Source organism: Streptomyces sp. 549, assembly GCF_030124175.1.
Taxonomy (GTDB): Bacteria; Actinomycetota; Actinomycetes; order Streptomycetales; family Streptomycetaceae; genus Streptomyces.
In genome coordinates this window covers 182,817-206,911 of sequence record NZ_JASKMT010000007.1, presented here as the reverse complement: position 1 = coordinate 206,911, position 24,095 = coordinate 182,817, and the positions used below count along the sequence as shown (strand labels likewise).

Genomic DNA, 24,095 nt, shown 5'->3' with positions numbered 1-24,095 from the left:
CTTACCGGGCGGGTGCGCGACTACCGGACGGGGACCACCAGGCGGGCGCCGGTGCGCGGGTGCGTGAGCAGTTCGACGGGCTGCCGGTAGACCCGGCTCAGCAGTTCGGCGCCGAGCACGTCGGCCGGGCTGCCCGCAGCGGCGATCCGGCCGTCGTGCAGGACCGCCACCCGGTCCGCGTAGGCAGCCGCCGACTGGAGGTCGTGCAGCACGACCACCACCGCCGCCCCGGCCGCCGCCCGCTCCCGGCAGACCCGCAGCACCAGTTCCTGGTGGCGCAGGTCCAGGGCCGCCGTCGGCTCGTCCAGGAACAGCAGCGGAGTGCGCTGCGCCAGGACCCGGGCGAGTGCGACGCGGGCGCGCTCACCGCCGGAGAGCGCGCCGAACGGGCGGTCTGCGAAGTGCACGACCTCGGTCGCGGCCATCGCCGCGGCCACGGCCTCGTCGTCCTCGTCCTCCGCCGGGGTGCCCGCCCAGGGGGCGCGGCCCATGCGCACCACCTCCTCCACCGGGAACGGGAAGGCGAGCGTCGCCGCCTGCGGCAGCACTGCCCGGCGCAGGGCGAGTTCGGCGGCGCTCCACTCGCCGTTGTCCCGGTCCGCGAGCAGGGCCCGGCCGCGGTCGGCGGGCAGGTCGCCCGCGAGCGAGGCGAGCAGCGTCGACTTGCCGGCGCCGTTCGGGCCGACCAGGGCCAGCACCTCGCCTGCGGTGACGTCGAGGTCCACGCCGTCCAGCACGGCCCGGCCGCCCAGCCGCACGCCGAGTCCGCAGGCCTGGGCCAGGGTCTGGCCGGCCCGGGGCACGGGCGGCAGCGCCCGCTGCCGGGGGTGGAGCCTCCACCGGATCATGCCCAGCCTCCCTGCCTGCGTCGGGTCCTGCGCAGCAGCCAGAAGAAGAACGGGCTGCCGAAGAGTGCGGTGAGCACGCCGAGCGGCAGTTCGGCGGGCTGGGCGACGGTTCGCGCAGCCAGATCGGCGACGACCAGGACCAGCGCGCCGCCCAGTGCGCTGCCGGGGACGAGGAAGCGGTGTCCCGGTCCGGCCGCCATGCGCAGCAGATGGGGCACGAGCAGCCCGACGAAGGCGACGATCCCGGCCACCGCCACGGCCGCCGCGGTGAGCAGCGCGACCACCAGGATGAGGGTGAGCCGCAGCCGTTCCACGTCAACGCCCAGGTGGCGGGCGGGCCGTTCACCGAGGGCGAGCAGGTCGAGCTTGCGGGCGTGCAGCGGCGCGAGCAGCAACCCGAGCACGGCGCACGGCAGCACGGCGAGGACCTTGGGCCAGGTGGCCTGGGAGACCGAGCCGAGCTGCCAGAAGGTGATCTGGGTGATCTGGGCGTTGTCGGCGAAGAAGATGCACAGGCCGATGAGCGCTCCGGCGAAGGCGTTGACCGCGATGCCGGTCAGGATCAGCGTCACCACCTCGGTGCGCCCGCCCGACCGGGAGAGTGCGTAGACGGCCAGCACGGTGATCAGCCCGGCGGCGAAGGCGCAGACGGTCACCGTCCACGGGCCGAAGAAGGACAGCCCGAAGGCGATCGAGGCGACCGCTCCCACCGCGGCGCCCGCCGAGATGCCGATGACGCCCGGTTCGGCGAGCGGGTTGCCGAACACGCCCTGGGTGATTGCTCCGGCACAGCCCAGCGAGGCCCCCACCAGGAGCGCGAGCGCGACCCGGGGCAGACGGACGTTCCACAGCACGCTCTCCCCGACCCGGTCGAGCGGCGCACCGCCCAGCCCCAGCCGGTGCGCGAGCGAGCCCAGCACGTCGCCGAGCGGGATGCCGTAGGCGCCGACCGCTGCGGACAGCAGGGCGGCGCCGGCGAGGGCGGCGGTGAGCAGCACCGTCAGCAGCGCGGTCCGCGAACGCCGCCGGAGCGGCGTGGCGTTGGTGAACTCTCCGCGTGCGGACGACTTGCCCGCGGACGGCTTACCCGCGGACGGTTCGCCTCCCGACGGTTCGCCTTCGGACAGCCCGTCACCAGGCCGCTCCCTCGCGGGTGTCGCGGGCGTCCGGGCGGCGGCTGCCGGGGCGGTGGGGGCGGGGAGGTCGTCGCGGGCGTCCGGGCGGGAGGGCGCGCTCATCGGCTGCCGCCGTCGCGGTGGATCTGGCGGGCGAGGTCGGCGAGCACCCGGTCGGTGCGCGGGCCGTAGTTGAGCAGCAGACCGTCGTCGATGCTGGCGATCCTGCGGTCCAGCCCGGCGGGGGTCTCGGCTACGCCGGGGATCTTCAGCAGCCCGTCCACGCCGTCCACGGACTCCAGCCCCTTGGTCATGACCAGGATCACGTCGGGCGCGGCCTTGGCGAGCGCCTCACTGGTGAGCGGGGTGAAGTCCTTGGTCAGACCCGACTCGGTACCCGCGTCCACTCCACCGGCCGCCTCGATCAGCGAGCCGGCGCCGGAGTCCGCCCCGCCGAGCAGGTAGACCGAGGCCGAGCCGCGCAGGTAGAGGAACGCGACGCGGGGCCGCTCGTCCGTGTCGGGAATGTCGGCGCGCACGGCGTCGATCCGCTCCGCGGTGCGCTCGCGCAGCCGCTCCCCGGCGTCCGGGACGCCCAGGGCGCCGGACACCGCGGTGATGCGGTCGGCCACGTCGTCGAGCGCGCGGGCCGGTTCGACCACCACGAGCGGGATGCCGGCGGCACGTATCTGGTCGACGGCCTCAGCCGGTCCGGTGGTCGTCTCGGCGAGCACCAGGGTGGGCTTCAGCGACAGCACGCCTTCAGCCGACACGTCGTGGGCCCGCGTCACCACCGGCAGGTCCGCGGCCTCTTCGAAGGTGGCGGTGATGTCCCTGGCCACCACCTGCTCCCCCAGCCCGAGGGCGAAGACGATCTCGGAGAGCGAGCCGGTGAGCGGGACGACCCGTTCGGTGCTGCGCACCGTCACCCGGCGGCCGTCTGCTGAGTCGACGGTGACGGGCAGCGCGGCCCGGGGCGCCGGGCCGGAGAGCGGTTCGACCCGGTCGGCGGTGGCCTCGGCCCCGGGCGCGCGGTCCTGGCCGCTGTCCGGCCCGCCGCAGGCAGCGAGGACCAGCGCCAGCGCCAGGAGGGGCAGAGCGGCAAGGGCCCGGAGCGAGCGGGGTGGTGAGGACACGGGCGGGCTGCCTTCCATGGGGCCGCGTGCGGCGAGGGCCGGTGCGCGGCGCGGTTCGAGGGGGCGGCGGTTCGGTCGGGACGGGGGTTTCCGCGGAGACGCCGATAGCTTAGGTTAGCCTTACCTCATTCGCTAGCCCAGGTCGCCCCGGGAGGACCCCGTCATGCCCTCGTTCGGACTACGGCGCCCGTTCGCCGCAGCACTCCTTGCCGCGCTCGTCGCGGCGCTGCTGCCGGCGCTGCCGGCCCAGGCGGCCGAACGCACCGTCGCGGGCGGGCGTTTGGACTGGGGGGTGAAGTCCTCGTTCCAGACCTACGTGACCGGCCCGATCGCGCAGGGCGGCTTCAGCCTCGTCGGCGGGGCCGGCACGGTCGGCGCCAACCAGTTCCGGTTCCACTCCGCCAGCGGCGGCTACGACCCCGACTCCGGCGCGTTCCGGGCGTCCTTCGGCGGCGGGGTGCGCTTCACCGGCCACCGCGCGGCCGACGGCTCCCAGGAACTCGACCTCACCATCAGCCGCCCCACCGTCCGCATCAGCGGTGGTTCGGGCACGCTCTACGCCGACATGCGCAGCAAGGCCAGGGGCAGCGGCACCTACACCGACCGCGCCCAGGTCCCGCTGGCCAACCTGCGGTTGGGCGGCGTGGACATGCGCGGCGGCGGGTCGCCGATCGCCCTCAACTCGGTCCCGGCCACCCTCACCGCCGAGGGCGCCACCGCCTTCGCCGGCTACTACGCCGCCGGCACCCCGCTGGACCCGGTCAGCCTGTCCGTGGACGTGCGCACCCCGGCGGCCACCAGCGCCCCGGCCACCCCCGCTCCGTCACCGAAGAAGAGTGACGCGGCGACCGGCAGTTCGAAGAGCCCGTCGGACGGGTCGGCCGCCGTGCACAGCGCGGCCCTCGACTGGGGTGTGCGGCGCACGTTCCGCGAACACGTGAGCAGCGACCTGGTGTCGGGCGAGTGGAAGACCGCGGACGGGGCGAAGGACGGCGGCGCGCTGTTCCGCTTCCCGCTGCTCAAGGGCACTTGGAACGCCGACGGCAAGGAACTGTCCGCCGACCTTCGCGGCAGCGTCACCTTCACCGGCAAGGACCTCGATCTCACCCTGGAGGAGCTGTCGGTGAAGGTGAAGGGCGGCAAGGGCACTCTCTCGGCCGGCGGCCGGTCCCTGGCCGTCTTCGACGCGCCCCTCAAGCCCTCCGGCGGCCTGCTCGCGGTGACCGAGGCGCCGGCCGAACTCACCAAGCAGGGAGCGGCGTTCTTCGACGGCCTGTACCCGGCGGGCACGGCCATGGACCCGGTGTCCCTGGCCGTCGCGCTGGACGGCAAGGCCACGCTGCCGCCGCTTCCCGACCTGGGCTCGGACCCCACCGAGGCCGCCCCCTCTCCCTCCTCCTCCCCCAGCCCGGCCGTCACCGCCGCCGACGACGTCGAGCCGGCCGCCTCCACCTCCGCTTCCGCGGCACTGCCGATCTCCCTGGCAGCCGCCTCCCTGGCCGTGATGGCCGCTGCCTTCTGGTTCGTGCGCAGGCGCCGCACGGCCCCCCTCACCGCAGACAACTCCGAGGAGTCCCAGCCCAGATGAACACCATCCGACGCAGTGCGGCGCTCGCCGCCGCCACCGCCACCGTGCTGGCCGCCACCGCCTTCGTGGTCCCGGCCCTCGCGGCCGAGAACGTTCAGCAGGCACCCGGCACGATCGACCTGTCCGACGCCACCCTCCAGTGGGGGGTGAAGGAGTCCTTCCGCAGCTACGTGGTGGGCATGGCCAAGGGCGAGATCACCACCGGCGGCGGCGCCCAGCAGGCGGCGGGCAACGGGGCGTTCACCTTCGGCGGCGGCAACGGCTCCTACGACCTGACCACCCACGCGGTGAAGACCTCCTTCCCCGGCGACGTGCGGTTCCGCTCGGCGACGCACGGCTTCGACATCCGGATCTCCGACGTCAAGCTGGAGACCGGCGGGCGCAGCGGCGACGGCACCATCGTGGCGGACATCACCGCCGACGGTGAGACCCGCGACGACGTGGCGATGGCCGACCTGGACCTCTCCGGCATCAGGCCGGGCAGCGGCGCCGGCGGGTCGATGACCTTCACCGACATACCCGCGACCATGACCGCGGACGGTGCCGCGGCCTTCAACGGCATGTACCAGCAGGGCACGGCCCTCGACCCGGCCACCCTGACCGTGACGCCCGCCGCCGACGGCTCCTCCGGCAACGGCAGCTCGGACAACGGCGGTGGGTCCGGCAACAGCGGCTCGACCGACGGCGGCGGTTCCGGCAACGGCGGTTCCTCCGAGGGCGGTTCGACGAGCGAGGGCTCCACCGGCGGCGCGGGCGGCTCCGACTCCGGCGGCACCACGGGCTCCTCGGGCAGCACCGGGTCCACCGGCTCGACCGGCTCCACGGGCGGCACCGGCTCGACCGGCTCCACGGGCTCCACCGGCAGCACGGGCTCCACGGGCTCCACGGGCTCCGGCGACGGCGAGCCGGAGGCCCCGGTGGACGGTGCCATCGTCGACGGCAACCTCGACTGGGGCGTGAAGAAGTCCTTCCGCAGCTACGTCACCGGCCCGATCGGCAAGGGCAAGGTCGAGGTCAGCGGCGGTGCCTCGGCAAACGCCGAGAGCTACCGCTTCCCCGGTGGAAGCGGCTCCTTCGACAGCGCCGCACCCGAGTTGGACGCCGCCTTCGACGGCGGCGTGCGCTTCCTGGCCCACAAGGAGGGTGACGGCTACTCCCTCGACCTGAAGCTGTCGGCCCTGCGTGTCGAGGCGAAGGGGGGCAAGGCCTCTCTGGTGGCCGATGTCTCCAGCAAGGACCGCGAGAGCGGCAAGGTCACGGCCTACGACGACCTGACGCTGGCCACGCTCGCCCTTTCCAAGGGTGCGCTGACAGCCAAGGACGGCGTTCTCGCACTGAACGACGTGCCGGCCGTGCTCACCGGCGCCGGGGCCAAGGCGTTCGGCGGCTTCTACCAGACGGGCGCGTCCCTCGACCCGGTCAACCTCGCCGTGTCCCTGGACAAGAAGGCCACGCTGCCGTCCACCGGCGGCACCTCCGCGGGCGGGTCGAACAGCGGCGGGTCGAACAGCGGCGGGTCCACCGACGGATCGACCGGCGGCGCCGACACCATCGGCGGCAGCACCACCGGCGGCACGTCGGGCGTCGGCACCGTCGGCGGCGGCACCGAGGCGTTGGCCTCCACCGGCGCGAGTGTGCCCTCCGCCGCGCTGCTGGGCGGCGCCGCCGCCCTGGCCACGATCGGGGCGGGGGCGGTCTTCATGGCCCGCCGCCGCTCCACGGAGAGCTGACGGTCCAGCCTCTCCGTGCCCCGTGCCCGCCGGCCCCTCCGCCGGCGGGCACGGCTGTGCCCGGCGCAGGGCGCAACGGCGGACGGGCGGAACGGGGGACGGGCGTGACGGCCTCGGACGTGCGGGCCGGGCGGGTGCAGCTGCTGGGTCGTGCGGGCCGGGCGGGTGAGGACCGGGCGGGCCGGTGCCGGAGGGGCCCGGGGTCAGCGCACCGGCCAGGCAGTCGCGTCCTCCGCCCCGTCGGTGACGACGTGCGCGGCGCAGGCGTCGGTCAGGGCCTCCAGCAGCGTCAGCGGATCGGGCAGCGGACGCTCGGGGGCCCGTACCCACGCGACGTCCATCACGCCGTCGGCGAGTATCCGCGACGGCGGCAGCAGTACGTAGCTGCCGCGGCAGTGCCAGCGCAGGCCGGGATGCTCGTCCATGGTCTCGGGGTGGCAGTCCAGTTCACACGGCCACCACTCGTCCTCGTCCTCCGGCGTACCGCGGGTCGCGGCGAAGAAGAGCATGCGGTCCGTGCCGGAGACCGCGACGGGCCCGACCTCGACGCCTTCGCCCTCCAGCCGCTCCAGGGCCTCCCGGCCCGCCGCGTGGGGCACGTCCAGGACGTCGTGGCCCAGGCCGGTGGCGGTGACGAAGTTGGCGTCCGGGCGGTTGCGCGCCCAGCGCCGGATCTGCTCGGGGTCCGTGCTGGCCTGGCTCTGCCAGGCGAACGAGACGGGATGGCGGCCGGGAGTGGGGCAGCCGATGCGGTCACAGGAACAGCCGTAGCCCTCCGGGTGCGCGGCCGGGGCCATCGGGAATCCCGCGGCGGCCGAGGCGAGGAGCAGGTCCTCCCGAACGCGGGCGGCCTCCGCCGCGCCGCCGCCGACGCTCCGTGAACGTCGCCGCAGCCATTGGGGGAGCCTGCCTTCGCGTTCCATCTACCGCCTCACTCCAGACCGAAGTCGTGGTCCGCCGCCAGGCTGGGAACCCGGAGGCCGCATCCGTCCCGGACCCGCGGACGACGGATGGCTGCCCCCATAGTGCGCCTCTTCGGTCGTGAATGGGTAACCGGGGGGTCGGGCGCCGTCCCCCCGCCCGTCGGCCGGCGCGGCCCGGCGCCGGTGTGCGGGCGCGGCTCAGGGGCGCGGGCGCAGGCCGTTGAGCACCAGGTCGACCAGGGTGTCGGCGAACTCGTGGGTGAGTTCCCCCGAACGCATGAGCCAGCGCTGCGAGAGCGGGCTGAGGATCATGTCGACGGCGACGCGCACGTCGATGTCCGCCGAGATCTCACCGGCCTGCTGTGCTGCCCGCAGCCGCTTGGCGTAGACCGCGAGTCCGGGCTCGGTGAGGCGCTCCACGAACTGGCGGGACAGTTCGGCGTCCGCCGCGCCCGCCACCGCCAAAGCCCGGTAGGGCGCCTCGAAGGCCTCGTCGCGGAACTCGTCGACGGTGGCCCGCAGCACGTTCTTGAGGTCGGCGGCCAGGTCGCCGGTGTCGGGGATGCCGCCCTGGTAGCCGGGGTCGTCGACCACCTGGGTGAAGGCGTCGAGCAGCACTGCGGCCTTGGAGGGCCACCACCGGTAGATGGTCTGCTTGCCGACGCCGGCCCGGGCGGCGATGGCCTCGATGGTGAGCTTGTTGTACCCGACATCGCCGACCAGTTCCATGCTGGCCTGGAGGATCGCGTCACGCGAGCGGGCACTGCGTCGGGAGGCGTCGGGCGCCTTGGCTGCCGTCATGTGCGCAGCCTAGCAAGACAAAGACGAGACGATCCGTCTTGACAAGACGATACGTCTCGTTCATCGTGGAGACGCCGGCCGGGAACGCGCCGGCACTCGGCGGACATCACAGACGGAAGGAGCCGGCCATGGGCAAGGGACGGGCAGGCGGAATGCTGGGAGTCGGGGGGACCAGGTCGCACGTCCCCCGCAAGGCGATGCACGGCGGACGCGCCGGCCGGGCGGACGGTCCCGGCCAGGGACTCGACGCGGCGGCACAGAAACGCGAACTTCTGCGGAAACTCCGCGAGTCGCGCACCTGACCGGAAGCGGAACCACCCGAACGGATCACTGCCATCGGGCTCCTCGCGGAGGACCATGTGCTCACCACGTGCACGGCGACCCCGTGAGGAGCCCTCTTTGTACGCAGCCCGCCGCTTTCTGATGTGCCCACCGGTGCACTTCCGCGTCACGTACTCCATCAACCCGTGGATGGACCCGGCCAAACCCGTCGACCTGCCGCTCGCGGTCGCGCAGTGGGAGGACCTGCGCGACCGCTACCGCGCGCTCGGGCACACCGTCGAAGAGCTCGGCCCCGTTCCCGGCCTGCCCGACCTCGTCTACGCCGCCAACGGGGCGACCGTCGTCGACGGGCGGGTGCTCGGCGCCCGCTTCGCCCATCCCGAACGTGCGGGTGAGGCCGCCGTGCACCGCGACTGGTACCTCGGCCACGGCTACACCGAACTGCACGAACCGGTGCACATCAACGAGGGCGAGGGTGACTTCGCCGTCACCGCCTCCTGGCTGCTGGCCGGGCGCGGCTTCCGCAGCAGCCCGCTGTCGCACCCGGAGGCCCAGGAGTTCTTCGGCCGCCCGGTGGTCGGCCTGGACCTGGTGGACCCGCGGTACTACCACCTGGACACCGCGCTGTGCGTGCTGGACGACGCCACCGACGAGGTCATGTACTACCCGGCGGCGTTCTCCCCCGGCAGCCGGGCCGTCCTGGCCCGGCTGTTCCCCGACGCCCTGCTCGCCGAGGAGGCCGACGCCCTTGCGCTCGGGCTCAACGCGGTCAGCGACGGCCACCACGTGCTGCTGCCGCAGGGAGCCGCCGGGCTGTTCGGCCCGCTGCGCGACCGCGGGTACGAACCGGTGCCGATCGACCTGACGGAGCTGCTGAAGGGCGGCGGCAGCGTCAAGTGCTGCACGGCCGAGCTGCGCTGACCGCGCTCAGCGCTCGCCGGGCGGCCCGCCGGACGGCTCGTCGGGCGGCCCGGCCATCCACTCGTCGCCCCAGTCCGCGTCGCGGGCCGCGCGGTAGCGGGGGCCGTGCCGCTTGCTCACCACCGCGCGGCGCACCACGCCGTCCGGCTCGCACAGGTCAAGCAGCACCTGGCCCTTGCGGATCTGCGGACGGCGCACGATGCGCGCGGCGGCCGGCTCCTCCTGCCCGGACGCAGGCCCGGACGCCTTCCCCGCCTCCGACTCCGCTTCCGGGGCGGGGGTGCGGACCGCGGCGACGTAGGAGAACTTCTCGTCCTCGTGCGACAGGGCGCCGCCCTTGACCTGGCGGTGCAGCGAGGAGCGGGCGACGCGGGCCGCGAAGTGGCACCAGTCCTCCCCCGGCACCAGCGGGCAGGTCCCGCTGTGCGGGCAGGGCGCCACGACCCGGAAGCCGTCGGCGACCAGCGCGTCCCGGGCGGCGAGCACCCGCAGGTAGCCCTCGGGGGTGCCGGGTTCGACCACGGCCACCGCGTCGGCGGCGCGGGCCGCCGCGGCCACGGCCGCCGCGCGGTCCGCGCCGGTCAGCTCGCCCAGCACGTAGGAGAGCGTGACCAGGTCGGCCTCGGGCAGCTGGAGGGAGCCGGTGATGCGGTCCCGCCGCCAGTCGGTGCCCGGCAGCGCGTCGGCGGCCAGTTCCCGGCCCAGCTCCAGCGCGGGTTCCGCCCAGTCGAGCACGGTGCTGGCCGTGCCGCCGCCCCAGACGTCGGCGACCGCCCAGGTCGCGGCGCCGGTCCCGCCGCCGAGGTCGACGTGGCGCGCGGGCGCCCACCCCGGCACCCGGTCGGCGAACGCACCCAGGGCCGCGCGCGCCGCCTCGAACGTGGCCGGCATGCGGTACGCGGCGTAGGCGACGACGTCGGAGCGGTCGCGCAGCACCGGCGTGTGGGTGGGGGTGGTCCCGCGGTAGGCGCCCTTCAGGCGCTCCACCGCGGTGATGGCCTGCCGGAGTGGCAGGCCGTTGAGGGAGACGGCCAGCGCCTCCCTCAGTCGTGCCTCGATCAGCGTCACCGGGACAGTCTAGGCAAGCAGCTCACGGGCCGGGGAAGCAGTCCAGGGGTCGCAGACGTGGGTGGCCGGGCCGGCGGGAACTGCCACATCCACGGTCGGTTCCCGAACAGTGCCACAGGTCCGTTGGCCTTTGTTGTACGGACACAGGGCCTGTGCCCCGTCGGGCCACGACAGGGGGTGTCCCGGCACCGTGCGGCCCTGCCCGGGCGGTGTGGCGCCCGACCTGGGGACTCCCGTGCCGGGGCGCGGATGTTCGCGAGAGTTGCACGGCTGGCCCAGGTCTAGACGTCGCGTCGCAGGAGGAAGGCCGACAGCGCCCGCAGCTCGTCCCCGGCCGTGCCCTGGAGCGAGACGTCCGCCAGCGCGGCCTCCGCCGCCGCGATGTGACCCCGCGCCTCGTCCAGCGCCGCCGCGCGGCCGCCCGCCGCCTCGACGAGTACGACCGTCTCCTGTGCGTCCGCTCCCGACTTCAGCAGCGCGGCCAGACGCCGCGCCTCGGAGGACGGGGAGTCGAGCGCGGCCAGTACGGGGAAGGTCTTCTTGCGCTCGCGAAGATCGCCGTGAACGGGTTTGCCGGTGACCTCCGGGTCACCCCAGATGCCCAGCACGTCGTCGACGATCTGGAACGCCAGGCCGAGGCTGCGACCGGCCCGGTCGAGAGCGGCGACCGCGGATGGCGTACCACCGCCGAGCAGGGCGCCGAGCGCGGCCGCGCAGCCCAGCAGCGCGCCGGTCTTGTGCTCGGCCATCGCCCGGTACTCCGCCGACCGCACCCGCTCCGGCCCCGTCCAAGGTCGTGCGGCGAACAGGAGGTCGTCCGCCTGTCCGCGCACCAGATCACTCAGTGCCGCCGACAGCATCCGCAACGCGGACGCACCCGCCTCGGTGGCGGCGAGCGTCTCGACGGCCAGCGCGAACAGGGCGTCGCCCGCGAGGACCGCGGGCCCGGTGCCGTACGCCTTCCAGACCGTGGGACGACGGCGCCGCGCCGGATCGCCGTCCATCACGTCGTCATGGAGCAGCGAGAAGGCGTGCACCAGTTCCACCGCGACCGCCGCGGGCACCCCGGCAGAACCAGGGGCACCCACCGCCTCGGCCCCGAGCACGGCCAGCGCCTGCCGCACCCCCTTGCCACCGGATGCGGCAGCGGGAGCGCCGCCCACCTCGCACCAGCCGAAGGAGTACGCGGCCATCTCGCCCATCCAGGGGTGCATCCGCCCGACCGCCTCCAGCAGCGCGGGCCGCACCACCTCACGGCAGCGTTCCAAAACGAGGGGGACGTCGACCGGTGCCTGAAGCGCCGGGGGCACCGGCGTCACCGTGCGGCCTCCGTCCGAACGCCGCAGTCCTCCTGGACCTGCACACCGAGTTCGTCCCGCGCCCGCGCCATCATCTCCCCGGCGTGCCGTAGCCCGATGCGATTCAACTCCATCGTCAGGTCCGTCAGTTCAGCATCCGTCTCGGCGCGGTCGCGGCCCAGGCGGGCGAGTGACTTGGCCAGCCCCAGCCGGGCCAGCGCCTGTCCGCGCGGCTCGCTCATCTCGCGGAACTCCGCCAGTGCCAGCTCGTACGTGTCCCGCGCCTCGGCGTATCGCCCGGCCCGGTAGAGAACGTTGCCACGCATCTTGTGGTTGTAGGCCAGCGCGCTGGAGAGGCGCATCGCCTGGCAGAGGGCCTCCGCCTCCAGCAGCAGGGCGAGCGCTCGCCCTGCGTCCCCGTCCCGGGCGGAGACGATGTCGGCGAGCCCGCGCAACGCCCAGGCGTGGCCGCGCCGGTCGTCGGCGCCAGCGGCTATCCCGGCCGCCTCCTCGAACAGCACGTACGCGCTGTCGTACGCCCCCCGCTGGCGGTGGATCTGCGCGATGCCCTCCAGCGCCCACACCGTGTGCCGCGCCTCACCGCGCCGCCGGGCCTCGGCCAGCAACTGCTCGTGCAGCCGGGCCACGGCCTCGTAGTCGCCCTGGATTCTGCCCGTCTCGGCCAGTCCCGCGAGGGAGTAGCCGCGTACGACGACGTCACCTCCCTGTTCACCCAGCCCGGCCGCGAGCCCGAGCAGTCGTCGGGCCAACGCGAACGAGCCCCGTTGCCGGGCCAGAGTGCCGCCGCTCCAAAGCGCCCAGGCCATCGCCCCCTTGTCTCCCACCACTCTGGCCGCCCGGTAACTCGCCTTCCACGCCCGGTCGGCCTCCCCGATCTGCCCCAGCCGCCGGTACGCCTCGGCCACCGCGAGTCCGGCGCGCGCCGCCTCGCCGTGCTCCCCGGCACGCTCCGCCTCTTTCAACTGCCGCGTACCGGCCGCCAGCACCTCGGGAAGAGAGGAGTTGACGGACAGGGCGGTCAGGGCGCCCTGGTATTCGGGGGCGAACGCCTTGCCGTACATGCGTGCCTTTCGGTCCGTGCGAATGCAGACTATACATGTCATGTATACACGTAATGTATACATGACATGTATACATCGTCGGAGTCAACTCCGGTTGGCGGATCATGTGTTGCCGGGCAGGACGCCATGTGCGCCAACGGGGTTGCTCGTGAGGCGCAGATGGCCGCACCGGGAAGCTCAGTACCGCCGCGCCTTCTGCGGAGTCGCCTCGCTCAGGGCGTCACGACGACATGTCCCGCGCGCCCGCGGCACCAGCCTCTCGGCGGCCCGCGGGGGCCCGCCTCGGGGGCCTGCTCGACACCTGCGAGGTTCGGTGCCTGGGCAAGACGAGGTTCGGTGCCTAGGCAAGCACCGCACGTGCCAGCCGAGTGGCCGCCTCGGCCCGGGGGGCGCTGTCCGGGCGGTCGCGGCGGAGGGGGTGCACGGTGTTGGCGAGCAGCACCAGGAAGGTGTCGGTGGCCCGGTCCAGGACCAGGCTGGTGCCGGTGAAGCCGGTGTGCCCGGCCGCACCGCGCCCGGCCAGCTCCCCCATGAACCAGGGCTGGTCGACGGCGAACCCCAGGCCGCCCAGCAGCAGGTCCACCGAGGCGGGCGTGAGCACCCGGGTGCCGTCGTAGCGCCCGCCGCCGAGCAGGGCACGGCACAGCACCGCCAGGTCGCGGGCCGGTGCGAACAGCCCGGCGTGGCCCGCGACGCCGCCGAGCGCGTGCGCGTTCTCGTCGTGCACGGCGCCGCGCAGCATGCCGCGGTCGGCCTTCGCCCGGGGCCTGCGCTGGTCCTCGGTGGCGGCGGCCTCGGGCACCGGCCCGTAGCGGGTGCCGGCCATGCCCAGCGGGCCGGTGACGTCCTCGGCGACCAGCACGTCCAGCGTCCGGCCGGTGCGGCGTTCCAGCACCTGCTGCAGGGCGACGAAGTTGAGGTCGGAGTAGCAGTGGCGGCCCGGCGGGTGCGCGAGCGGGTCGGCCCACAGCAGCTCCAGGCCGTGCCCGTCGTGGAAGGGCAGCTCGGGGCGCAGCCCCGAGGTGTGGGTGAGCAGCTGCCGCACGGTCACGCCGCTCTTGCCGTTCGCGGCGAACTCCGGCACGTAGGAGGCGACTTCGGCGTCCAGTCGCAGGACACCCCGCTCGTGCTGCTGGACGGCGACGAGGGCGGTGAACAGTTTGCTGAGCGAGGCCAGGTCGAAGGGCGTGCCGGTGCGGGCCGGGACCGGCTCGGCGGCGGGCCTGCCCGCAGCCGCCCATCGCACCGCCAGGCCGGTGGCGTGCTCGACCACCAGCCAGGGCCCGCGGCCCGCCGCGACCACCGCGCCGGAGCACCAGCCGGCCCCCGGGAGCGCGTCCACGCCGCGGACCAGCGCGTCCAGTTCCCGGGGGTCCAGGCCCGCCTGTTCGGCGGTGCCGGGCGTCAGTCGCGCGGTCGCCACGGGCGGCACAGCAGCAGGAATCCGGCGGCGGCCAGCGTGACCGTGGTCAGCTGCACCACCGCCATCGGGACGGCGGTGTGCTCCCCGGCGATGCCCACCAGCGGCGAGGCGATGGCGCCGATGAGGAACTGCGAGGTGCCCAGCAGCGCCGAGGCGGAGCCGGCGGCGTGCGGCGCGCGCATCAGGCCGAGCGAGTTGGCGTTGGGCAGCACCAGCGCCATCGCGGACATCAGCACGAACAGACCGGCCGCGACCGGCAGCAGGCCGACCGGACCGAACACGCCGGAGGTGAGCAGCAGCAGGGCGACGGCCGCCACGCCGATGACGGCCAGTCCGATGCCCAGCACCCGGTCCAGGCTGACCCGGCCGACGAGGACCTTGCCGTTGAGCTGGCCCACGGCCACCAGGCCGATGGAGTTGACCATGAACAGCAGGCTGAACGTCTGCGGTGAGGCGCCGTAGATCTCCTGGACGACGAACGGTGAGGCGGCGACGTAGGCGAAGAGCGCGGCGAAGGTGAGCGCGCCGGCCAGCAGGTAGCCGGTGAAGACCCGGTCGGCGAGCAGTTCCCGCATGGCACGCAGCGCCACCGGGATGCCGCCGCTGTGCCGGTCCGCCGGGTCCAGGGTCTCCGGCAGCCAGCGCAGCGTGACCAGGGTGAGCAGCAGTCCCATCGCGGCCAGGATGAGGAACACGCCGCGCCAGTCGGTGAAGCGCAGCACCTGCCCGCCGAGTACCGGGGCCAGCACGGGGGCCGCGCCGGAGATGAGCATCAGCGTGGAGAAGAAGCGGGCCATGGCGAGGCCGTCGAAGAGGTCCCGGACGACGGCGCGGGCTATGACGATGCCCGCCGCGCCGGCCAGGCCCTGGACGAGCCGGAACACCGTCAGCGTCTCGATGGTCGGTGCGAAGGCGCAGGCGGCGCTGGCCACGACGTAGCCGGTCATGCTGACCAGCAGCGGGCGTCGGCGCCCGAACTGGTCACTCATCGGGCCGACGACGACCTGCCCGAGGGCCAGCCCCAACAGGCAGGTGGTCAGGGTGAGCTGGACCTGCGCGGCGGAGCTGTCCAGCGCGCCGGAGACCTCCGGCAGCGCCGGGAGGTACATGTCCATCGACAGCGCCGGAAGCGCGGTGAGGCTGCCGAGGATGAGGGTGAGCAGCAGCCCGGCCTTCTGCTGCCGGCTCAGCGACGCGGCGGCGGGCGCGGTCTCGGCGGCGGGTCGCTGAGCCGACGGCACGGGTACCGGGGGTGTCGCGGTAGCGGGGAGGGAGGCGGTGGCGGGCGGGGAAGCGGTCGGGGCCGCCGGGGTGGGCGAGCCGGGGTCGGTCATGCACCTCTCCAGGAGATTGTTGACTGAGGACACATTCTCCCAGCCGCACCGGCCCCGGCCCACCCTCCCAGCGGGCGGACTCGGTCACACCGGGCGCAGTCCGGGGCTTCCCGCCTCCGTCACGAAGGAGGCGGCGGTGGTGACCGGCGCCCCCGGTGTGGTCACCGCCGGCACCGTTCGGAAGTCGGCACGCAACTGTCGCTCGTCCAGGCTGATCAGCAGGTATCCGCGGCGGCCGTCGTAGAACCGCAGCCGGGGGTTGGCGTCCCTCAGCGTCTGCCAGTTGGCGGGACGCGCGGCGCCGTCGCCGCCGCTGCTTATGGAGGTGGTGACGAGTTCCACACCGACGACCTGGGAGGCGGGGTCCTCGGGCACCCGGGTCAGGTCGAAGCCGTAGTGGACGTGCGTGTCGCCGGTGAGCACCACCAGGTTCTGCACCCCGTGGGTGCGGGCCCCTTCGAGCAGGCGCTCGCGGGCCGCGGGGTAGCCGTCCCAGGCGTCCATGGACAGCGGCCACGGCCCCTCGACCCGGTTGCGGCGGTGGGCGAACACGACCTGCTGCGGCAGCAGGTTCCACACCGCGCGCGACGACCGCCAACCGTCCAGCAGCCAGCGCTCCTGGGCGGCGCCGGTCATGGTGCGCGCCGGGTCGGCGGACTCCGGCGTGGGCAGCTTCCAGCCGTCACCGGACGCCTGGTTGTCGCGGTACTGGCGGGTGTCGAGCACGTCGAGCTGGGCCAGCCGCCCGTAGTGCAGGCGGCGGTAGAGCCTCAGGTCGGGGCCCTCGGGGCGCTGCGGGCTGCGCAGCGGCATGTTCTCCCAGTAGGCGCGGTACGCGGCGGCGCGGCGGATCAGGAACTCCTCCGACGGCTGCCCGTCGGGGGACGTCTCCGGGATGCCACCGGCGTAGTTGTTCTCCGTCTCGTGGTCGTCCCAGGTCACGATCCACGGATGTGCGGCGTGGGCGTCGCGCAGGTCGGGGTCGGTGCGGTAGAGGGCGTAGCGCAGCCGGTAGTCGGCGAGTGTGGTCGTCTCCCGGTTCAGCGCCTCGGGCAGGACCCGGTCGGTGTGGCGGCGGGCGCCGCCGGCGGAGTCGACCGGGTACTCGTACAGGTAGTCGCCCAGGTGCAGGACGGCGTCGAGGTCGGTCTCGGCGGCGAGGTGGGCGAAGGCGGTGAAGTAGCCGTGGTCGTAGCGCTGGCAGGAGGCGACGCCGAACCGCAGCGACGCGGGGTCGGCGTCGGCGGCGGGCGCGGTGCGGGTGCGGCCCACGGGGCTGATCCAGCGGCCGACACGGAAGCGGTACCAGTAGTCGGTGGCCGGCCGCAGCCGGCGCGGCTCGATGTGCAGCGTGTGGTGGAACTCGGGCTGGGCGTCGGCGTGGCCCCGGGCGGCGACACGCCGGAAGTTCCGGTCCAGGGCCAGTTCCCACTGGACGAGGACCGGCCGGGCGGGCAACCCGCCGTCGGGTGCGAGCGGTTCCGGGGCCAGCCGGGTCCACAGCACGACGGAGTCGGGCAGCGGGTCACCGGAGGCGACGCCGAGCGTGAACGGGTCCCGGGTGACGGCGCGCGGGTCCAGCGCTGCGGCGGCGTGCGCGGTGGAGGGGAGGTGGGTGGTGAAGGCGAGCGCGGCTGCCGCGCCCGTGACGGTGAGGAAACCGCGGCGGCCCACGTGCCTGGCCGCCGCCCGGATCTCGGTCTCTGCGCTTCCGGTGTGCGTCATAACGGCGAGTGCAGCGCCCGGGGGCGGCGCGGGGTTGTCGCGTTCGCGTCATCCATATGGCGGTCTCATGACCTTCGGTAGCTTGACGGAGGCTCACGTAGGCTGCGGCGCATGAGCAGCGAGAGCCACGCTATGACGGGGGAGGCCGCGAACCGCGGCGGCAGCGCCGTGGTGACCGGCGCGGGTTCGGGCATCGGACGGAGCGTGGCCCTGGCGCTCGCCGCCGACGGCTGGTCGGTGACACTGGCCGGCCGGCGCGCCGAAGCGCTCGCCGAGACGGCCCGGTTGGCCGGGCCCGACGCCCGCACCACCGCGGTGGCCACCGACGTCACCGACCCCGGGGCGGTCGCCCGCCTCTTCGGGACGGCCGGGGAGTTCGGCGGCCGGATCGACCTGCTCTTCAACAACGCCGGCACCTTCGGCCCGCCCGTTCCGCCGGACGAGGTGAGCGTCGAGGAGTGGCGCGCGGTGGTGGACGTCAACCTCACGGGCGCGTTCCTGTGCGCGCGTGAGGCGTTCCGCGCCATGAAGGAGCAGTCGCCGCAGGGCGGACGGATCATCAACAACGGCTCGCTCTCCGCACACACGCCGCGTCCCCACTCGATCGCCTACACCGCCACCAAGCACGCGGTGACGGGTCTGACCAAGTCACTCTCGCTGGACGGCCGACCGCACCGGATCGCCTGCGGGCAGATCGACGTGGGCAACGCCGCCACCGAGATGACCGCCCGGATGCGCACCGGCGTGCTCCAGGCCGACGGATCGGTGGTCCCGGAGCCGTCGATGGACGCGGACGACGTCGCCCGCACGGTGCTGAACATGGCGCAACTGCCCCTGGAGGCCAACGTCCAGTTCGTCACCGTGCTGGCCACCGCCATGCCCTACGTCGGCCGCGGCTGACGCACCACCCGTCGCGGCGGCCGGAATAGGCCGCCGCCGGACGCCGTTGCGCGGGTATGACGCACACACCCGGCTCCACCGCTCCCGAGGTCCTGCGCTACGCCGCCTTCACCACCGATCCGCAGGGCGGCAACCCGGCAGGGGTGGTGCCCGACGCCGACGGGCTCGACGGGTCGGCCATGCTGGCGGTCGCCGCCGACGTCGGCTACTCCGAGACCGCCTTCCTCACCGCTCCGCCCACCGGGCTCGACGCGCCGCCCGGCCGCGGTTTCGGCGTGCGCTACTTCAGCCCGCTGGCAGAGGTGCCGTTCTGCGGGCACGCCACCGTGGCCGCCGCCGTGGCGATGGCCGAGCGGCTGGGCGCAGGCGGGTTCGTGTTCGCCACCCCGGTCGGCCACGTGCCGGTGACGGTCACCGAGCAGCTGCGCGCCACGCTCACCACCGTGCCGCCTCAGGTGAGCGACGTCGCCGCCGAGGACCTGGCGGAGGCTCTGGCGGCCCTCGGCTGGAAACCCGAGGAACTGGACGCCTCGCTGCCGTCGCGCGTCGCCTTCGCCGGGGCCCGGCACCTGGTGGTCGCGGCGGGCAGCCGGGAGCGGCTGGCCCGGCTGGACTACGACTTCGACCGGCTCAAGGCCCTGATGCTGCGGCGCGACCTCACCACCGTGCAGTTGGTCTGGCGGGCCCCCGGCAACGGCACGGTCCTCCACGTCCGCGACCCGTTCCCGGTCGGCGGTGTCGTCGAGGACCCGGCCACGGGCGCCGCGGCGGCGGCCCTCGGCGGGTACCTGCGGGCACTCGGCGAGGTGCCCGAGGACAGCGTGCTCACCCTGCACCAGGGCGAGGACATGGGCCGACCCTCCCTGCTGACCGTCGAACTGCGCGCCGGCGACCCTCGAGTGCACGTCAGCGGCTCCGCCGTCCGGATGGGGTGAGGAGAGGAGCGGCAGGCGGGTGCCGGCGCCGAGGGCCGCGCCCCTCAGGGCGCGGCGGCCCGGTCGGCGGGCGGCGCGGACGTGCCCTCACGGGCGCCGATCCGCCGCAGCAGCAGTCCGGCGAGCGCGGCGGTGAAGAACATCAGCACCCCGTACACCGCGGACGGCACGGCCATGCGCGCGTTGTCCAGCAGCGCCGGGCTGAGGGCGACCGCGAGGGCCAGCGTGGTGTTGTGCACGCCGATCTCCATGCACGCGGCCACCGCCTGCGGATGGCGCACACCCGCGGCGCGGCTGGCGCCGTAGCCGACCGACAGGGACAGCACGCTGAACAGCAGGGCGATGAGGCCCACCTCGGCCAGGTAGCCGCCGATGTGGTCCCGCTCCCCCGCGATCGCGGCGACGATGACACCGACCAGGATCACCACCGAGGCGATCTTCACCGGGCGTCGGCAGCGGTCCGCGAACGCCGCGGCACGCGAACGCACCAGCATGCCCAGGCCCACCGGCACCAGCACGATCGCGAACACCTGGACCGTCTTGTCGAAGCGCAGGCCGAGCCCGGCGCTGTCGGCGAAGAAGTGCGCCATCGACAGGTTCACGATGATCGGGAGCGTGACCACCGAGATGAGCGAGTTGATGGCGGTCAGCGTCACGTTCAACGCCACGTCCCCGCCGAAGAGGTGGCTGTAGAGGTTGGCGGTGGTGCCGCCCGGCGAGGCGGCGAGCAGCATCATGCCGACCGCGAGCGCCGGTGGCAGCCCGAAGGCCACCACCAGCCCGAAGCAGAGCAGCGGCAGCAGCAGCACCTGGCAGGCGAGGGCGACGACGACGGGACGCGGATAGCGGGCCACCCGGCGGAAGTCGGCCACGGCCAGGCCCAGCCCCAGGCCGAACATGACCACACCGAGCGCGACCGGCAGCAGCACCGTGAAGAGGGAGGAGTTCACCCGCTCAGGCTGAGGCCGCCGCACCGCCACGTCCAGAGCCGGGAGTCAGCGGTTCCGTGCCGTCCTGGCGGTGGAGTTGTCACCCGGGTGCGTGGCTGCGGCGCCGCGGGTGCCGGGGCACGGACACTCCGGGCGCGGGAAAGGCCGGGCGGGCCGCACGGTGGGTGCGGCCCGCCCGGCGGGGTTCGCCGGTCTCACTGCTCGCCGGGATGCCAGGCGGGGGACCACTCTTCGGGCTGGACTACCCAGTGCACCTGCTCGGGATCGTCGAAGTCGATGTCCGGGAAGACCTCGCGCACCCGGTCCTCGAACTCCTCCCGCGCGAGCGGCTCCCAGCCGAGGCCGCGCAGCCAGACCAGGCGGTACCGGGAATTGTCCCCGAATGACCCCACCACCACCGGGTACTCCGGCTCGGGCGGTCGCTTGCGTTCCATGGGTCAAGCGTGCCCACGGAAGGCCGCCCCCGCACCCCGGAAGGCGCCGCCCGGGTCTGTACAGCCGCCGAACGGGTGACGCAGGAGCGCCCGGGGCGCCCCCGGGGGCCAGGGGCGTGCTGTGGGGGAAGCGAACACGCTGGAGACGGGCGGCCTGACCGGGCCGGGCGTCGCAACAACCCTGACTCGCTGCCCCACCCCGACTCGGGCCGGAAGCGCGGGCGGCAGACGAGTCGCGCGGTACGCGAGAAGGCCTCGTGCACCCCCGGGCCCGTTTCGCAGCCTGTACTTCCCGCCCCGCCGTCTGCACGAACTCCAGGCCACCGAGCGGATGCGCGAGGCTGGGGCGAAGACCTGGACCCGTACCCGGGCGCGGACAGTCCATGGCACTGCGGCCGTACGACCTGCGGGACGAAGGCGTGGACTGCTGCCCTCCGGTGTCGCAAGGGGCAGCGCCGCCACTCCAAGTAGTTACACATATTGCACTTGGTTCACTTGTTTCATATGGTTGAGGGTGATAGCACCCGCTCAAAGCTGAGGACGCACCCATGCCCGTGACCCACCAGGGACAGAAATCGGCCAAGCAGAAGAAGCACCCCACCGACGACAGTACGACGACCTTCAGCCACGAGATCGAGACCTCCCGCACTCGGAAGAAGGTGCCGCGCAAGCGCCCCACTGAGAACCCGCCCGCACTGCGCGGGACCCAGGCGCAGCGGACGCGGAAGGAGCAGCGCAAACGCAGCGTCGAGGAGGCCGTGCCATGCCTGCGTGACGCCCTCACCAGCAGTGCCGAGACGTTCCACATCACCGTCGCCGAAGCAGGCAAGGTCACCATGGAGGTGCCACGGGAAGCCCTGGCGGTCCTCATGGAGACCATGGCGCTCATTACCTCCGGCCGCGCGGTCGAGGTGATCGCCAAGGGTACGGAGCTGTCCACTATCCAGGCAGCGAAGACCCTCGGCGTCTCCCGGCCGCACCTGGTCAAGCTGCTCGACAAGGGCCTGATCGAATTCCGCATGGTCGGCACCCACCGCCGCGTGGACGTCGCATCCCTAGAGGCCTACCGACGACGCGAACAGGACGAGCAAGCCCAACGTCGCCAAGCGGCGGTCGCCTCCGCCATCGGCTCCACCGAGGCCGAGGGGCTGCGCGTCAGCGCAGACACCACCGCCGGCCTCGACTCCTACGCACGCGGAGAACTCGACGCCGCAGCCTTGCGCGCCCGCACCCTCGCCCGCTACACCCGTAAGGCCGCTGAGTGACCGACCCCTACAGCGAGCCCAACGGCGTCCTCCGAAACAGTCTCGGCATCACCGACGCAACCGAGCTCTCCGAGGCCGAAGCGGACATCGCCGCCCTGGAACTCGCCATCCTGGACGCCGAGCCGCTGCCTGGCAGCTACGACCTCGCACACCTGCAAGCGTTCCACCGGAAGATCTTCGGCAGCGTGTACCCGTGGGCCGGGGAGCTACGAACCATTGAGATCTCCAAGGGCACATCGTTCTGCCCGTCGATCCACATCGTCTCCTTCGCAAAGGACGTGTTCCACAAGCTCGCCGACAACGACCATCTGCACAGCTTGGACCGCCTGGAGTTCGTCCGAGCCCTGGCCGACCTGTACGGCGATGTGAACGCCATCCACCCCTTCCGGGAAGGCAACGGCCGCACCCAGCGCGCCTTCCTCGCCCAACTCGCCCAACTCGCCCGCGAAGCCGGATACACCATCTCCTGGCAGGACATGGGCCAAGAGGAGAACATCGCCGCATCGGTGGCCAGCTTCAACGCGAACAACGACCTACTGGAGAAGATGCTCGACGCCCTGGTACGTCCCGCCTGACTGGCGTCCGCCGGCGGCGCCGTCACCGAGGTCGGTCTGCCGGTCACGACCTCTCAGCTCAGTCATCGAAAGCGACGAGTCCCATACAAGATCGTCCCAGGTTCCTTCCCGGACCGCCCGGGAGGCCGACTCCTTGAGTTCCAGAGCGACAGCGTGATGTCCCACGACCCGGACCAGCTCAGAGGCGTCATCCGACCCTCCGCTCAAGGGACTTTCCAGGGATCTTCAGCTCTGTCTGGGGGACTCCCGAGGGGCTTTTTCCCGCCTGAACGGTAAGCCCATGAAAGATCGGAAAGGGCCTCCGTCCCGGATCAGATGCCCTTTCCGAGGCAAAACCGCAGGTGGCGGCAGACGAGTCGCGCTGTACGCCGGATTCTGTCTCCGCCGGACCTCGCGGTCGGCGGGAGGCGGTCATCCATCTGGGACCGGTGTCGCCACCGGCCTCCTGCGGTCCACCCGCGGACTCGGGCGAGCAGCCCTCGAACGTCCGCGCAGAACCGGTCGCCTCGTCGGCGGCCGGTCCCTTTTGACCTTGCTCCGGGTGGGGTTTACCGAGCCGTCCAGGTCACCCTGGACGCTGGTGGTCTCTTACACCACCGTTTCACCCTTACCGGTGCCTCGCGGCCCCGGCGGTCTGCTTTCTGTGGCACTGTCCCGTGGGTCGCCCCAGGTAGGCGTTACCTACCACCCTGCTCTGCGGAGTCCGGACGTTCCTCGGCGGGACCCTTCAAGGACCCCGACGCGACCGCCCGCACGACTCGTCTGCCGTGCGCCCATCCTACGCCGCCGCCCGGCGCCTCCCGGACCGCGGCCGACCCCCGCGCGGTCGTGGCCCCGCACCGGGAGCGGTCCGGCGTCCGGCGGCCCGTACCCTCGGGAGTACCTGCTGCGCCCGGCGGAACCGCCGGGCGTTCCGCATCCGCGAAAGGAAGAACGTCGTGCTCGTGCTGCTGCCGCCGTCGGAGGGCAAGGCCGCCGGTGGGTCAGGACCCGTGCTGGACCCGGCCGGCCTTTCGCTGCCCGCACTGGACGGGGCGCGCCGCACGGTGCTGGACGAGTTGGTGGCGCTGTGCTCCGGGGACGCGGACAAGGCTGCGGAGGTGCTCGGGCTGAGCGCGGGGCTGCGGGGCGAGATCGCCAAGAACGCCGCCCTGCGGTCCGCTCCCGCGCTGCCCGCGGGCGAGGTGTACACCGGAGTGCTCTACGACGCCCTCGACCTGGCCGGGCTGGACGCGCACGCCCGGCGGCGGGCCGAGCGGCAGCTGCTGGTCTTCTCCGCGCTGTGGGGCGCGGTGGGCGTCGCGGACCGCATCCCGTCCTACCGCTGCTCGGCCGGGGTGAGGTTGCCGGGAACCGGCGCGCTCACCGCGTTCTGGCGCGGCCCGCTGGCCGAGGCGCTGCCCGCGGCGGCCGGGGCGGGCCTGGTGCTGGACCTGCGGTCGTCGGCGTACGCGTCGATGTGGAAGCCCACCGGGGAGCTGGCCGAACGCACTGCCACCGTGCGGGTGCTGCAGGCCCGTCTGGTCGACGGCGTGGAGAAGCGCTCGGTGGTGAGCCACTTCAACAAGGCCACGAAGGGGCGTATCGTCCGCTCGCTGCTGACCGGCGGCGCCGAGCCGGCCACTCCGGCCGAGCTGGCCGAGACCCTGGCGGACCTCGGCCACCGGGTGGAGACGGTCGCTCCGGCACGGGCGGGCCGCCCGTGGCAGCTCGACGTCATCGTCACCGACGTGCACTGAGGGCCCTGCCCGGCACCCACCCT

At 73.5% G+C, this 24,095-nt stretch carries 22 protein-coding genes and 1 other RNA gene; 9 read left to right on the top strand and 14 right to left on the bottom strand.

Going from position 1 to position 24,095, the window contains the following annotated elements; translation table 11 throughout:
- Positions 1-20 precede the first annotated feature (20 nt).
- From QNO07_RS11575 to QNO07_RS11565, 3 genes are read right to left on the bottom strand one after another with little or no spacing between them, the layout of a single operon-like run.
- On the bottom strand, positions 21-848 hold the full coding sequence (locus tag QNO07_RS11575; RefSeq protein ID WP_283991693.1) for a heme ABC transporter ATP-binding protein: 828 nt from the start codon (positions 846-848) through the stop codon (positions 21-23).
- Complete coding sequence (locus QNO07_RS11570) at positions 845-2,086, bottom strand: FecCD family ABC transporter permease (protein ID WP_283991692.1); 1,242 nt, start codon at positions 2,084-2,086, stop codon at positions 845-847. The genes QNO07_RS11575 and QNO07_RS11570 overlap by 4 nt, the downstream gene beginning before the upstream one ends.
- Complete coding sequence (locus tag QNO07_RS11565; protein WP_502961817.1) at positions 2,083-3,117, bottom strand: heme/hemin ABC transporter substrate-binding protein; 1,035 nt, start codon at positions 3,115-3,117, stop codon at positions 2,083-2,085. Before QNO07_RS11565 ends, QNO07_RS11570 begins: the two co-directional genes overlap by 4 nt.
- Positions 3,118-3,262: 145 nt before the next feature.
- On the opposite strand from QNO07_RS11565, the gene QNO07_RS11560 reads away from it, so the two are divergent.
- Positions 3,263-4,687, top strand: coding sequence for an HtaA domain-containing protein (locus QNO07_RS11560; RefSeq protein ID WP_283991691.1), 1,425 nt, complete (start codon positions 3,263-3,265; stop codon positions 4,685-4,687).
- Entirely contained in the window at positions 4,684-6,417 is a 1,734-nt protein-coding gene (locus QNO07_RS11555) for an HtaA domain-containing protein (protein ID WP_283991690.1), read from the top strand. Before QNO07_RS11560 ends, QNO07_RS11555 begins: the two co-directional genes overlap by 4 nt.
- 203 nt (positions 6,418-6,620) lie before the next feature.
- Here the strand turns inward: QNO07_RS11555 and QNO07_RS11550 are convergent, their stop codons facing one another.
- A complete protein-coding gene (locus tag QNO07_RS11550) occupies positions 6,621-7,340 on the bottom strand; it encodes a bifunctional DNA primase/polymerase (protein WP_283991689.1) in 720 nt (239 codons plus the stop codon).
- Positions 7,341-7,538: 198 nt separating this feature from the next.
- The gene (locus tag QNO07_RS11545; RefSeq protein ID WP_283991688.1) at positions 7,539-8,141 is read right to left on the bottom strand and encodes a TetR/AcrR family transcriptional regulator; all 603 of its coding nucleotides are present in this window, start codon (positions 8,139-8,141) and stop codon (positions 7,539-7,541) included.
- A gap of 128 nt (positions 8,142-8,269) precedes the next feature.
- Between QNO07_RS11545 and QNO07_RS11540 the strand changes: the two genes are divergently transcribed.
- Entirely contained in the window at positions 8,270-8,443 is a 174-nt protein-coding gene (locus QNO07_RS11540; protein ID WP_283991687.1) for a DUF6243 family protein, read from the top strand.
- A gap of 55 nt (positions 8,444-8,498) precedes the next feature.
- On the top strand, positions 8,499-9,344 hold the full coding sequence (gene ddaH, locus QNO07_RS11535) for a dimethylargininase (RefSeq protein ID WP_349636828.1): 846 nt from the start codon (positions 8,499-8,501) through the stop codon (positions 9,342-9,344).
- Between the two features lie 6 nt (positions 9,345-9,350).
- On the opposite strand, the gene QNO07_RS11530 is transcribed toward ddaH, so the two are convergent.
- The 6 genes from QNO07_RS11530 to QNO07_RS11505 form a co-directional block, all read right to left on the bottom strand.
- On the bottom strand, positions 9,351-10,412 hold the full coding sequence (locus tag QNO07_RS11530; RefSeq protein ID WP_283991686.1) for a small ribosomal subunit Rsm22 family protein: 1,062 nt from the start codon (positions 10,410-10,412) through the stop codon (positions 9,351-9,353).
- A 281-nt stretch (positions 10,413-10,693) separates the two neighbouring features.
- Positions 10,694-11,731, bottom strand: coding sequence for a polyprenyl synthetase family protein (locus QNO07_RS11525; protein WP_283991685.1), 1,038 nt, complete (start codon positions 11,729-11,731; stop codon positions 10,694-10,696).
- Positions 11,728-12,792 carry an ATP-binding protein gene (locus QNO07_RS11520; RefSeq protein WP_283991684.1) on the bottom strand — a complete coding sequence of 355 codons (1,065 nt, stop codon included), beginning with the start codon at positions 12,790-12,792 and terminating at the stop codon, positions 11,728-11,730. Before QNO07_RS11520 ends, QNO07_RS11525 begins: the two co-directional genes overlap by 4 nt.
- Before the next feature lie 340 nt (positions 12,793-13,132).
- Positions 13,133-14,215, bottom strand: coding sequence for a serine hydrolase domain-containing protein (locus QNO07_RS11515; RefSeq protein ID WP_283991683.1), 1,083 nt, complete (start codon positions 14,213-14,215; stop codon positions 13,133-13,135).
- Entirely contained in the window at positions 14,197-15,549 is a 1,353-nt protein-coding gene (locus QNO07_RS11510) for a multidrug effflux MFS transporter (protein WP_283991682.1), read from the bottom strand. The genes QNO07_RS11515 and QNO07_RS11510 overlap by 19 nt, the downstream gene beginning before the upstream one ends.
- 84 nt (positions 15,550-15,633) lie before the next feature.
- Positions 15,634-17,274, bottom strand: coding sequence for an alkaline phosphatase D family protein (locus QNO07_RS11505; RefSeq protein ID WP_283991681.1), 1,641 nt, complete (start codon positions 17,272-17,274; stop codon positions 15,634-15,636).
- A gap of 111 nt (positions 17,275-17,385) precedes the next feature.
- On the opposite strand from QNO07_RS11505, the gene QNO07_RS11500 reads away from it, so the two are divergent.
- Together QNO07_RS11500 and QNO07_RS11495 are read left to right on the top strand one after the other, a co-directional pair.
- Positions 17,386-18,174, top strand: coding sequence for an SDR family oxidoreductase (locus QNO07_RS11500; RefSeq protein ID WP_283991680.1), 789 nt, complete (start codon positions 17,386-17,388; stop codon positions 18,172-18,174).
- Positions 18,175-18,230: 56 nt separating this feature from the next.
- A complete protein-coding gene (locus tag QNO07_RS11495) occupies positions 18,231-19,109 on the top strand; it encodes a PhzF family phenazine biosynthesis protein (RefSeq protein ID WP_283991679.1) in 879 nt (292 codons plus the stop codon).
- 44 nt (positions 19,110-19,153) lie between these two features.
- Here QNO07_RS11495 and QNO07_RS11490 read toward each other — a convergent pair whose 3' ends face one another.
- Together QNO07_RS11490 and QNO07_RS11485 are read right to left on the bottom strand one after the other, a co-directional pair.
- Positions 19,154-20,059, bottom strand: coding sequence for a bile acid:sodium symporter family protein (locus QNO07_RS11490; protein ID WP_283991678.1), 906 nt, complete (start codon positions 20,057-20,059; stop codon positions 19,154-19,156).
- Between the two features lie 194 nt (positions 20,060-20,253).
- A complete protein-coding gene (locus QNO07_RS11485; RefSeq protein WP_283991677.1) occupies positions 20,254-20,493 on the bottom strand; it encodes a hypothetical protein in 240 nt (79 codons plus the stop codon).
- 548 nt (positions 20,494-21,041) lie between these two features.
- On the opposite strand from QNO07_RS11485, the gene QNO07_RS11480 reads away from it, so the two are divergent.
- Both QNO07_RS11480 and QNO07_RS11475 read left to right on the top strand, forming a co-directional pair.
- Positions 21,042-21,758 (top strand): antitoxin VbhA family protein, encoded by a 717-nt coding sequence (locus QNO07_RS11480; protein ID WP_283991676.1) that lies wholly within the window; start codon positions 21,042-21,044, stop codon positions 21,756-21,758.
- Positions 21,755-22,333, top strand: coding sequence for a Fic/DOC family protein (locus tag QNO07_RS11475; RefSeq protein ID WP_283991675.1), 579 nt, complete (start codon positions 21,755-21,757; stop codon positions 22,331-22,333). The genes QNO07_RS11480 and QNO07_RS11475 overlap by 4 nt, the downstream gene beginning before the upstream one ends.
- Positions 22,334-22,681: 348 nt before the next feature.
- On the opposite strand, the gene rnpB is transcribed toward QNO07_RS11475, so the two are convergent.
- Positions 22,682-23,094, bottom strand: an RNA gene (gene rnpB, locus QNO07_RS11470) — RNase P RNA component class A.
- Between the two features lie 177 nt (positions 23,095-23,271).
- Here rnpB and yaaA point away from each other — a divergent pair.
- Positions 23,272-24,072, top strand: a complete 801-nt coding sequence (yaaA, locus tag QNO07_RS11465; protein WP_283991674.1) for a peroxide stress protein YaaA — start codon at positions 23,272-23,274, stop codon at positions 24,070-24,072.
- Positions 24,073-24,095: the final 23 nt, after the last annotated feature.